Annotated in this window: 9 protein-coding genes and 1 pseudogene; 7 read left to right on the top strand and 3 right to left on the bottom strand. The window is 65.8% G+C overall.

The genetic code is table 11. From position 1 onward, the window contains the following. Positions 1-191: 191 nt before the first annotated feature. From dnaK to FCN77_RS24015, 5 genes are all read left to right on the top strand, one after another. A complete protein-coding gene (gene dnaK, locus FCN77_RS24035) occupies positions 192-2,057 on the top strand; it encodes a molecular chaperone DnaK (RefSeq protein ID WP_137324307.1) in 1,866 nt (621 codons plus the stop codon). A gap of 2 nt (positions 2,058-2,059) precedes the next feature. Continuing rightward, complete coding sequence (locus FCN77_RS24030) at positions 2,060-2,746, top strand: nucleotide exchange factor GrpE (protein ID WP_137324306.1); 687 nt, start codon at positions 2,060-2,062, stop codon at positions 2,744-2,746. A gap of 264 nt (positions 2,747-3,010) precedes the next feature. Next, a complete protein-coding gene (locus tag FCN77_RS24025) occupies positions 3,011-3,994 on the top strand; it encodes a DnaJ C-terminal domain-containing protein (protein ID WP_175417380.1) in 984 nt (327 codons plus the stop codon). A 47-nt stretch (positions 3,995-4,041) separates the two neighbouring features. Further along, positions 4,042-4,464, top strand: a complete 423-nt coding sequence (locus FCN77_RS24020; protein WP_137324305.1) for a helix-turn-helix transcriptional regulator — start codon at positions 4,042-4,044, stop codon at positions 4,462-4,464. A 130-nt stretch (positions 4,465-4,594) separates the two neighbouring features. Continuing rightward, on the top strand, positions 4,595-5,428 hold the full coding sequence (locus tag FCN77_RS24015) for an alpha/beta fold hydrolase (protein WP_137324304.1): 834 nt from the start codon (positions 4,595-4,597) through the stop codon (positions 5,426-5,428). Positions 5,429-5,442: 14 nt separating this feature from the next. Here FCN77_RS24015 and FCN77_RS27245 read toward each other — a convergent pair whose 3' ends face one another. Beyond that, positions 5,443-5,763 (bottom strand): ketopantoate reductase C-terminal domain-containing protein, encoded by a 321-nt coding sequence (locus FCN77_RS27245; protein ID WP_254679062.1) that lies wholly within the window; start codon positions 5,761-5,763, stop codon positions 5,443-5,445. Positions 5,764-5,970: 207 nt separating this feature from the next. Then, positions 5,971-6,377 (bottom strand): annotated as a pseudogene (locus FCN77_RS27240) (2-dehydropantoate 2-reductase N-terminal domain-containing protein); the annotation flags it as partial. A gap of 329 nt (positions 6,378-6,706) precedes the next feature. Here FCN77_RS27240 and FCN77_RS24005 point away from each other — a divergent pair. Next, positions 6,707-7,093, top strand: coding sequence for a hypothetical protein (locus FCN77_RS24005; RefSeq protein ID WP_137324303.1), 387 nt, complete (start codon positions 6,707-6,709; stop codon positions 7,091-7,093). Between the two features lie 17 nt (positions 7,094-7,110). On the opposite strand, the gene FCN77_RS24000 is transcribed toward FCN77_RS24005, so the two are convergent. Beyond that, positions 7,111-10,581, bottom strand: coding sequence for a DEAD/DEAH box helicase (locus tag FCN77_RS24000; RefSeq protein WP_137324302.1), 3,471 nt, complete (start codon positions 10,579-10,581; stop codon positions 7,111-7,113). A 177-nt stretch (positions 10,582-10,758) separates the two neighbouring features. Between FCN77_RS24000 and FCN77_RS23995 the strand changes: the two genes are divergently transcribed. Next, positions 10,759-11,679, top strand: a complete 921-nt coding sequence (locus FCN77_RS23995; protein WP_137324301.1) for a hypothetical protein — start codon at positions 10,759-10,761, stop codon at positions 11,677-11,679. Positions 11,680-11,756: the final 77 nt, after the last annotated feature.

Here is an 11,756-nt window from a genome sequence, read left to right as displayed (position 1 = left end):
CCGGCTCCTCCATCGTTAAAACCCAAAGTTGAGTCGAGTTCGCTCAACTTTGGATTGACTTAAATCCGGCTGTAGGTAAAGTTGAGTGCAGATCGCTCAATCAGTGGGCGTGCCTGAATTTCGACCAGCCTGAATCGTCCACCCCGGCGACCCGGCGCCGGATCGTTTCCACGGAAAGAAGGAAGCAACACATGTCACGTGCAGTAGGTATCGACCTCGGAACAACCAACTCCGTCGTCTCCGTTCTCGAAGGTGGCGAGCCCACCGTTATTGCCAACGCCGAGGGTGGCCGCACCACGCCGTCCGTCGTTGCGTTCTCCAAGTCCGGCGAAGTCCTGGTCGGCGAGATCGCCAAGCGCCAGGCCGTCAACAACATCGACCGCACCATCGCCTCGGTTAAGCGCCACATGGGCACCGACTGGAACGTCGCCATTGACGACAAGAAGTACACCGCGCAGGAAATCTCCGCCCGCATCCTGATGAAGCTCAAGAACGACGCCGAGTCCTACCTCGGCGAAAAGGTCACCGACGCCGTGGTCACCGTTCCCGCGTACTTCAACGACGCCCAGCGCCAGGCCACCAAGGAAGCCGGCGAGATCGCGGGCCTCAACGTCCTCCGCATTGTCAACGAGCCCACCGCGGCCGCACTCGCCTACGGCCTGGACAAGGGCAAGGAAGACGAGCTCATCCTGGTCTTCGACCTCGGCGGCGGAACGTTCGACGTCTCCCTGCTGGAAGTGGGCAAGGACGAAGACAACTTCTCCACCATCCAGGTCCGCTCCACCGCCGGTGACAACCACCTCGGCGGCGACGACTGGGACCAGCGCGTTGTCGACTACCTGCTGAACCAGCTCAAGGTCAAGGGCATCGACCTGTCCAAGGACAAGATCGCCCTGCAGCGCCTCCGTGAAGCCTCAGAGCAGGCCAAGAAGGAACTCTCCTCCTCCAGCAGCACCAACGTCTCGCTCCAGTACCTCTCCGTCACCCCCGACGGTCCGGTGCACCTGGACGAGCAGCTCACCCGCGCCAAGTTCCAGGACCTCACAAAGGACCTGCTGGACCGCACCAAGAAGCCGTTCCAGGACGTCATCAAGGAAGCCGGCATCAAGCTCTCCGAGATCGACCACATCGTCCTCGTGGGCGGTTCCACCCGCATGCCCGCCGTGTACGACCTGGTCAAGGAACTGGCCGGCGGCAAGGAGCCCAACAAGGGCGTCAACCCGGACGAGGTCGTCGCCGTCGGCGCCGCACTGCAGGCAGGTGTCCTGAAGGGCGAGCGCAAGGACGTGCTGCTGATCGACGTCACCCCGCTGTCCCTCGGCATCGAAACCAAGGGCGGTGTCATGACGCACCTGATCGAGCGCAACACGGCGATCCCCACCAAGCGGTCCGAGACCTTCACCACCGCTGACGACAACCAGCCGTCCGTGGCCATCCAGGTCTTCCAGGGCGAGCGCGAGTTCACCCGCGACAACAAGCCGCTGGGCACGTTCGAGCTGACCGGCATCGCTCCGGCTCCGCGCGGCGTCCCGCAGGTCGAGGTCACCTTCGACATCGACGCCAACGGCATCGTGCACGTCTCGGCGAAGGACAAGGGCACCGGCAAGGAACAGTCCATGACCATCACCGGCGGCACCGCGCTCTCCAAGGAAGACATTGACCGCATGGTCAAGGACGCCGAAGAGCACGCAGCCGAGGACAAGGCCCGCCGCGAGGCAACCGACACCCGCAACACGGCCGAGCAGCTCGCCTACTCCGTGGACAAGCTGATCGCTGACAACGCCGACAAGCTGCCTGAAGAGGTCAAGACCGAGGTCAAGGCCGACGTCGACGCCCTCAAGAAGGCCCTCGAAGGCGCCGACGACGCCGCCGTAAAAACCGCCTTTGAGAAGCTGCAGGCATCCCAGAGTAAACTCGGCGAAGCCATCTACGCACAGGCCGGTTCGCCGGACGGTGCCACGGGTGCCGCAGGCGCAGAAGGCGCCCCCGCCGGTGACGCCAAGGCTGATGAAGATATCGTCGACGCCGAGATCGTTGACGAAGACGAGAAGAAGTAATCATGCCGCATCACGGTAACGAGGAAGAGCACAACTCTTCCAAAGACCACGGCCGCGACAGCCGGGAGAACGAGCGCCAGGAGAACGAGCCGCAGAAGCCGGTGATCCACGACAACCGCAAGGTTGATCCGAAGACCGGCCAGGCCCGCCACCCTGACCAGGAACCCGCTGCCGCTGGGCACTCCGGGTCCGGGGACGCACTGTCCCAGGCCGAGGACATCCTCAACAGCGTTGAGGTTCCGGCCGAGGAGTCGGTGGCCCAGGGCGTAGGCGCGGAGGAAGCGGAGGAACTCAGGAACGATCTCCGCCGCCTGCAGGCCGAGTACGTTAACTACCGCAAGCGCGTGGAACGCGACCGTGCCGTGGCAGGGGAGATGGCCGTCATCGGCGTCCTGAACTCGCTGCTTCCGGTCCTGGACGACGTCGATGCTGCCCGCCAGCACGGCGACCTGGCGGACGGCCCGTTCGCCGCGATCGCCGCCAAGCTGGAGAACGCGCTGAAGACCTACGGCCTGGTGCGCATCGATGAGACCGGCGTGGAGTTCGATCCGACCATCCACGAGGCCCTCATCCAGCAGCCCGGCGCGGATGTCGAAATCGACACCGTCAGCCAGGTCCTGCGCTCCGGCTACAAGTCCGGCGAACGTGTCCTCCGGGCAGCGCAAGTGATTGTGGCTGTTCCGGCGTAGCCACGCCAGGCGCTACGCCGGATATGGGGCGGTGCCCGCTTCGCGGTGCCCTCCACACCGCCGCCCCATACCCGGCCTCCGCGCCAGCGGTTTTCTCGCCTAAGGTGAGGTGAACACAAGCTCGCAGCGATACATGGGCCCCGGGAGTGGCATCGGGCCTGCCGGAGCGTGGCGGCTCGGTCCGTAAGGACTGAGCCGCCACGCGAAGGGGCGGGGGCCCATGTATCGCGGAGAGCTCGGCAACAAATCTGAAAGGAAACGCCATTGGCTAGCCAGGATTGGGTGGACAAGGACTTTTACGCGATCCTTGGTGTCGCCAAGGACGCTTCCGACGCTGACATCAAGAAGGCGTACCGGAAGCTGGCGCGGCAGCACCACCCGGACACCAACGCGGGGAACGTCGCCTCGGAGAAGAAGTTCAAGGACATCTCCGAGGCTTACTCGGTGCTGTCGGATCGCGATGAGCGGCAGCAATACGACGCGATCCGTGCCATGGGAGGGGGAGCGCGTTTCGCTCCGCACGGTGCCGGCGCCGGTTCCAACGGCGGCTTCGAGGACCTCTTCGGCGGCCTGTTCACCGGCAATGCCGGCCGTCACTCGGGCGGCTTCAGCACGGCAGGCGGCGTCCCGCCTGAGTTCGCCGACCTGTTCGGCGGAGGTTTCGGCGGGGCAGGCGGTCCCGCAGGCTTCCAGCGCGCCCCTCAAAAGGGTGCCGACCGCACGGCGACCACCACCATTTCATTCGCGGGTTCCATCCGCGGCACCACCATCGGCCTGCGTGAACCCGACGGGGACGTCATCGACGTCCGTGTTCCGGCCGGGATCAAGGACGGCCAGAAGGTCCGTGTCCGTGGCAAGGGCCAGTACAGCCCCGCCGGCAACGGCGACCTCATGGTCACCGTCAACGTGAAGGGCCACGACTTCTACACCCGCGACGGCGACAACCTCCGCATCCATGTTCCGGTCACCTTCCCGGAGGCCGCCTTGGGTGCCGACATCGAGGTACCCACCATCGATGGCGACACGGTCAAGGTCCGGGTTCCCGCGGGCACGCCGTCGGGACGCACCCTTCGGGTCAAGGGCCGCGGGGTCAAGCACTCCAAGGCGACGGGCGACCTCCTGGTGACCATCGACGTCGTGGTTCCGCAGAAGCTGAACAAGGAAGCGGAGGAAGCCGTCAAGGCGTTCGCCGCAGCAACGTCCGGTGCCGAAGTCCGTGCCGGGCTGGCCGCCAAGGCGCGCCTCTAGGACTCGGACTCGGCGGCAGGGACAGGGTTTCAGGAGAGGGGCCGGGCATGGACATCGATTTCGACCAGCCGATCTTCGTCATCTCCGTGGCGGCGGAGCTGGCGGACATGCATCCGCAGACGCTGCGCCAGTATGACCGCCTTGGCATCGTCTCGCCCAGCCGCGCCCCCGGAAAATCCCGCCGGTACTCCCAGCGTGACGTGAACATGCTCCGTGAAGTGCAGCGGCTCTCGCACGAAGGGGTGTCACTGGAGGGCATCAAGCGGATCCTGCACCTGGAGAACCAGGTGGCTGCGCTGCAGCACCGGGTGGCCGAGCTGACCGAGGAACTGGGCCGGCGCCGCAGCCCTCTCGATTCACGCATTTTCGCCGCCGGGACTGCCGGCGACGTGGTCAGCCTGGCACGGGGCCAGCGGCCGCGCGCGCGTTCCCAGGCCGTCGTGGTGTGGCGTCCCCGCCCTTCCGGCTGACCGGACGCCCCTCCACCTGGCCCGGTGTGGGGCCGGCGCGCCGTTCCTTGACACGCGAAGCGTGCCGGAACAGAGTGAATGGTTACGCCTGTTCACTGCCAGTCTTCACTGCCCCGGAAGGAACGCCCACATGGCCTTTGTCTCTGTCGGAAAAGAAAACAGCACCACCGTTGAGCTGTACTACGAGGACCACGGACAGGGACAGCCGGTGGTCCTCATCCATGGATATCCGCTCGACGGCGCGTCCTGGGAACGGCAGACCGCCGCGCTGCTGGAAGCCGGCTACCGGGTGATCACCTACGACCGCCGAGGGTTCGGCAAGTCCAGCAAGCCTACTGAGGGCTTCGACTACGATACTTTTGCGGCGGACCTCAATGTCCTGCTCACGGAACTGGACCTGGCCGACGCTGTCCTGGTGGGTTTCTCGATGGGCACCGGTGAAGTTGCCCGCTACCTCAGCACCTACGGATCGGGCCGGGTGTCCAAGGCCGTGTTCCTCGCGTCCCTCGAGCCTTTCCTGTTGCAGACGGCGGACAACCCCGACGGCGTCCCGCAGGAGGTGTTCGACGGCCTGCTTGGTGCCGTGAAGGAAGACCGCTACGCCTTCTTCACCGAGTTCTTCAAGAACTTCTTCAACACCGACGACACACTTGGCAGCCGCCTCAGCGAGGAAGCGCTGCGGGCCAGCTGGGCCACGGCTAGCAGGTCCTCCGCGCACGCCTCGGTTGCCGCGCAGCCGACATGGCTGACGGACTTCCGCGAGGACATCCCCAAGATCGACGTTCCCGCGCTCATTGTGCACGGAACGGCGGACAACATCCTGCCCATCGACGTCACCGGCCGCCGCTTCAAGGAAGCCCTGCCCGATGCAGACTACGTGGAGATTGAGGGCGCCCCGCACGGACTGCTGTGGACCCACGCGCCGGAGGTCAACAGCGCACTCCTGGCGTTCCTCAAAAAGTAACGGCGGGCGGCACGCTAGCTGGTGGCGGCGTGGACCCTGAGTTGCATCAGGGCCAGGTCGATCAGCGGCGTGCCGGCCCCGAGGAGGCGTGCCCGCCGGGTGAAGTCGCCTAGCAGGTGTTCGGTCTCCCCGGGGAGCCCGGCAACGACGTCGCGGTAGAGGGACGACGTGAAGGTGGATCGCGGCTGCGTAAGTATGCCGACGGACATTTCGACTTCGTGGTCCGGCACCGGAAAGCCGGCGGCGGCAGCGACGGCACCGGCCTCGGCCAGGACGGAGTGCACGAATTCCGTCCCGCCGGCTACCGCGACAATGGCGCCCACCGGTCCCCGCATCAGGCAGGTCACGGCGCCAGCGGCGACGATGAAGACCCATTTGTGCCACATGGATGCCAACGCATCCGCCGTGGACGAGGCCTTGAACCCGGGCACCGTGAAGAGCTCCACTGCCCGCAGGACGCGCTCACTCGGCGGGCCGTGCTGTTCCCCGACCGTGAGCGTCGCCAGGGGATTCATCTGCAGGATGTCACCGTCGTCGGTGACGGTTGTGACCACCTTGACGATCCCGCCCAAGACGCGGTCGGCGCCGAAAGCGGCTTCCAGCGTGTCCATGTGGGCCATGCCGTTGAGGAACGGAATGATGACTGTCTCCGCCCCACAGCCGGCGCCACGTCGGCCAGTGCCTGGGGGAGGGCGGAGGCTTTTACCGTAACCAGCACCAGGTCGTAGGGGCTGTTGATATCCGCCGCGGTGACCAGGGCAGGTTCAATGACGTCTTCGCGTCCCAGTCCCGTGATGCGGAGTCCCCGCCGGCGCAGGGTGGCGGCCCGCCCCTGGCGGACCAGGAAGGTCACGTCCCGGCCGGCCTGCGCCAGGCGCGCGCCGAAGTATCCGCCGGTGGCGCCGGCTCCGACAACCAGGATTCTTGGGGCATTCGGCTGGTTGGTCATTCTGCTCCTTGGGGATTGTGTCGCTGCGGATCCGAAGAGGACGGCGGCGTAGCTGCTCCGGGTCAACTTTGCCACGCCTGTATCCTGCCCAACGCGGGTGCGGGGTGCGCCGAACTGAGTACCCGTGAATCGGCGCCAGGCGCCGGCCCGGGCAGAATAGAGTACACGCTACTCGTGACGCACCTTAGCGGCAGCCGCTTGAATGGAGCACAGCTGGGTCTCACAGCGTAGTTTCTGGTCTCTGGGGGTTTTCTTATGTGTGGTCTCTGCAATCCCGTGGTGTGCTGCCCGCGTCCTGCAACGGCCGGTGACGTCCGATGAGCCCGGGAATGGCATCCGTTGCCATGTTCGCAGGGTCCATGGCCGGGCAAGTGCTGCTGTCGTTGGGCCAGACAATGGTGGTGGTGTGCCTCTGTTTCGACATGGTCCGCGCCCTGTCCGTGCCCAGGTCCCACCGGCGCTACGTGGCCAGCACCGTTTTCCGCACACTGGCAGTGCCGTCCGTCCTGGTCATGGGGGTCAGCGTTCTGGTTGACGCCGTCTTCTGGTCCTGGATGGACGTCGCCATGGGCGTCTTCGTGATGGTGATGATCGTCTTCCGCCTGCACCACGACAAGGACGAGGACAACTGGTGGAAGGGCAAAGGCAAGAAGCTCGCCGGCTGGGCGCGGAAGCAGCTGTCGCCGGGAAGGTCCCTCGCGCCCGCGATGGGCTGACCGCCCGTTGTTAACCGTCAGTCGTTGAACAGCCCCGCCAGGTCTTCGGCCGTCAGGGAACCGCCGGAGAGCGCATCGCCCTCCATCACGTCGGCGAACAGCTGTGACTTCTTGGCCTTGAGCGCCATGACCTTTTCCTCGATGGTGTCCTTGGCCACCAGCCGGTAGACCATCACGTTGCGGGCCTGGCCGATCCGGTGGGTGCGGTCCACGGCCTGCGCCTCGGAGGCCGGGTTCCACCAGGGGTCCAGCAGGAACACGTAGTCCGCCTCGGTCAGGTTCAGGCCGAAGCCGCCGGCCTTGAGGCTGATCAGGAACACCGGTGCGGAGCCGTTCTTGAATTCGTTCACCACATCGGACCGGTTGCGGGTGCCGCCGTCGAGGTAGCAGAACTCGATGTTCTCTTCGACGAGCCGCTCCCTGACCTTCCCCAGGAAACCGGTGAACTGGCTGAAGATCAGCGCCCGGTGCCCTTCGGCAACGAGGTCCTCCAGCTGTTCGAACAGCACGTCCAGTTTGCTGGACCGGACACCGGACAGCGAGGGATCCACCAGCGACGCATCCAGGCTCAGCTGACGCAGCAGGGTGAGGGACTGGAAGATGGTGAAGCGGTTCTTGTTGACGTCGTCAATGAGGCCCAGGATCTTCTGGCGTTCCCGCTGCAGGTGCGTCTGGTACACCTTCTGGTGGCGCGGGTTAAGCACCACCTCAAGGATCTGCTCCTGCTTCGGCGGCAGGTCGTGGATGACCTGCTCCTTGGTGCGGCGCATCATCAGCGGACGGACCCGACGGCGGAGCTTGTCCAGCTGCCCCTTGTCACCGTTCTTCTCCACCGGCTTCTGGTAATACTCGGCGAACCGCTTGGGGCTCGCGAACAGGCCCGGCGCCACGATCGACGTCAGGGCCCAGAACTCCATCAGGTTGTTCTCCAGCGGGGTGCCGGTGATGGCCAGCTTGAACACGGCCGGCAGCTTGCGCGCACACTGGTATGCCTTGGACTGGTGGTTCTTCACGAACTGGGCCTCGTCCAGCACCAGGCCGGACCATTCCCGTGACGCATATGCCTCGTAGTCGATCCGGAACAGGGCATAGGACGTGATCACGATGTCAGCGCCGGCCATGGCCTCGGCCGGGTCCACGCCGTTCTTGGCGAAGGTTTCGCCGATGGCCTTGACCGTAAGCCCGGGGGCGAAGCGTGCGGTTTCGGCTTCCCAGTTGCCCACCACGCTGGTGGGGGCCACTACGAGGAAGGGAGCGGAACCCGGGGAGGCGGGCGGGGCGGCGCCGTCGGAGGCTGCCTTTCCTCCGTCAGCTGTTCCGTCCGGAACCCGGGTGTGCTCTTTCGCGGCGCAGATCAGCGCCAGCGCCTGGACGGTCTTGCCCAGGCCCATGTCATCGGCCAGCACCCCGCCCAGGCCGTGTTTGTAGAGGAAGCTCAGCCAGTTGAAACCCTCCAGCTGGTACGGGCGCAGCTCGGCGTTCAGCGCCGCAGGCAGGGGCAGCCCGTTTATGCCGCCTTCCAGCAGTCCGCCCACGGCGTCGCGCCAGGCGGCTGCCTGCTCGTCCACGATGCCCAGGTGTGCCAGCTCGTCCCAGAGCCCGGCCTGGAAGCGGCTGATCTGCAGCGGCGCGTCCTTGTTGTCCTGAAGCGAACGGGCTTCGTCGATCAGTGCCCGCAGCTGGTGCAGTTCGGGCAGGTCCAGGGAGAAGTACGCGCCGCTGGGCAGGAGCATCCGTGTTTCGCCAGCCGCAAGGGCGGAGAACAGTGCCGCGAAGGACACGGGCTGGCCCTCGAGGGTGATCACGATGCCCAGATCGAACCAGTCGCGGCTGTCGGTGGCCTTGGTGGAGATGGCCACCACCGGAGCTTCCTCGGCCTCGCGGTAATCGGCGATGTCGCCCGCGGTGTCCACCACGACGTCGGGGGTGTTGCGGAGCCGGGGGAGGACTTCCTCGGTAAACGTCAGCGTGTCCAGGCCGCTCAGTTCGGCCGACGCTGCCAGCCGCGGCGTGCCCCAGCCGCCGGTGGCAGATTCGCCCAGTTTCGGCACTGTTTCCCAGGGCTGGCCCACCGTCTCAAGGATGCGGGCTTCCGTGGGGTCGTCACGGTAGCCGTGGTCGCCCGGGTGCCGCCACAGCGGCTGCGCCGTGACCAGGTTTCCGGACTTGTAGTGCCATTCCCAGTGCAGCCGCACTTTATGGTCGGCGCCGTAGTTGGCCAGGAGGGACAGCGTGGGAACGGCCAGCGTGGGCAGCTCCACCGACTCGTCCGATGCGGTGACCCGGGCAGCCTGCTTCAGCTTGGGATAGAAACCGGTGAGGAACCGGGTCTCGTCGCGCGCCGGAATGTGCAGGGTACTGCCCGCGGTGACGAATGTCAGGAGTTCCTCGCTGAGCCCGTTTTCCAGGGGAGCGAGCGTGATGACGGAGTCTGTGGCCACTCCCGGCAGGCCATCCCCGCCGGAGGTCAGGAAGATGCCGTGCGCAGGCCTGCCGATTGTCCCCACCGATGCCGGATCCACCACTTCGCCCTCAACGGTGATGGTGGGCGCGAGCGTCAGCCCGCCGTCGTCGGGCGTTTTCCCGCCGGCAGCGGCGCCTTCGCCCTCAACGGGGGTCCCGCTGCGGGTCAGATTGAGTCCGACGGCGGCCGGATCCTCCACGAACCGCACCGGTTCCAGCCCGCGGGCATGGACCAGCGCGACGCCGATCTTTCGGGCCTGCACCAGCAGGCTCCACATGTTTTTCCCGGCGTAGGTGTTCAGGCCCAGCCACGGCGCGGTGGAATTGTGCTGCCGGTTGGCGAGGGCGGTATGGGAAGCGAGGAATTCCTGCATCCACTCAACATGCGCCTCGTTGCATTCCCGCCGGTAATTCAGGTAGCTGAGGGTGTTCCAGGAGACGTCGCCGCGGATCCACTTGCCCTTGGCCCCCATGATCACGGGGCGCGCCTTGAGCTGGCGGACGCTGCGGAGCGGATCACGGCGGCCGGTGTAGGAGAAGTGCGGGGCGGGTTCTTCGACGTCGAACTGCAGCGCCAGCGGGATGCCGTTGGTGGACTGCGTGATGCCAGGCCGGGCGATGAGCGGGCCCAGGGCCTGCTCCCAGTCAGGCATCTCCAGCGCCACGGGCTCGCGGGACAGCCGCGTGGACTCGGCCGGGGCCAGGAGCTGGACGCGGGTGGCCGGGTTGTCCTCCGCAGCGAACAGCAGCGCGGCCACGTGCTTGCAGTCCTTGCGCACCGGGCAGCTGCACACACCCACGGTGCAGCTCCAGCCGCCGGCCTTCCGGACCAGCTTCGCGGTGGTTGAGTAGGGTGCGTCGGAGCCGCCGCGGACCTTCCCGAGCATCAGGCCGGTGGCGGCATCGAAGGAAATCCCCGAGACCCGGCTGCCCATGGCGTAGGCGAGTCCGGCCGCGAGGGAGCGGTCGTTGATCGCGGGGGTCTGTATTGCCAGTGCCGCACTCTCGTCCGGTTGGGATGGCATGGTGCGCGCTACTTTCAGCAGGTCAAAAATCTGCAGGTTATCTGATCCATCTTACCGAGCCGGGAGAGGCCCTGAAACTTCGCCCAACGTTCAACTCCCCTCCAACCCGCCGACTGGTCCGCCGCATAGCGTGAAAGGGTCCTGAGTACCACCCGCTTTCAGCAGTGAGGATTTCCCATGAGCACCGGTCAGCCCGCCAGCAAGCACCCCGTCGTCCTGACAACCGGCAGCACCGAGACGGCCAACGAGGAGGTGGTTGATTCCAATGTGACGGTGGTCAACGCCATGTACGAGGAACTGCTCGACGCTCCGGAAATCGCGCCGAACGCCCTGCGCAGCTACTACGTGGACTTCTACCTCACCCAGGCGCTGGCCGGCGGCTTTGCGCAGTACGTCTTCACGGTGCCGGAGCGCGAAGAGATCGACGCCTACGTCCGTGAAGGCCTGGACGGGATGGGCGCCGCTGCCCATCTTGAGCTGTTCAACCGCACGGTCGCTGCGTTTGATGCCCTCTCCGAAGACGACGCCGATGCATACCTGGATGGGGATACGGACGTCCTTGCCGGTGTCGACAGTGAAGACACTGACGGAGACAGCACCGATGACGACGGCGGGTCCGCCTCCGCGGAGGCGGACCGGTCAGCAGAGGCGGTCCGGGAACTCGAAGAGCTAGACGAAGAATTCGAGTCTCTGCTGGAAACCGAGGACATCCTTGCCCTCAACGCCGCGTGGCTCCGCAGCCAGGAAGGCCTGCTGCTGTTGGACGACGAGCAGCTGGAGCTGCACATCGCCGAGCGCGTGGCGCAGATCCCCAACCTGGCCGAACGCCAGGCCGAAGCGGCGGAAGAGGCTCTTGAGAACGCGCCGGAGTTCGAACTGATCATCCGCGAACTGTGCGACGTCGCGGGCCAGGAGCTCCGGAAAATCACCATGGGCGATCCCAACTACGAGCACAACGGCGAGACCACCCTCGCCTGGCACTTCACCACCAACCATGGTGATTTCATCATGGTTGAGGACGACGAGGAGGCCTACATGATCAGCCCCTCGACCAAGGAAATTGTTGCCGCGGTGGAGTTCGAAGAGGCCGACGCCTAGGTCCCCGCACAGCGCCGTCCGAGGTCCCGGCGGGAACACCGAGCTGCGTCCCCTGTAAAATCGAGGGAAATCAGACC

It is taken from the genome of Arthrobacter sp. 24S4-2, from assembly GCF_005280255.1.
Classification (GTDB): Bacteria; Actinomycetota; Actinomycetes; order Actinomycetales; family Micrococcaceae; genus Arthrobacter.
This window is presented reverse-complemented; position numbering and strand designations above follow the sequence as displayed.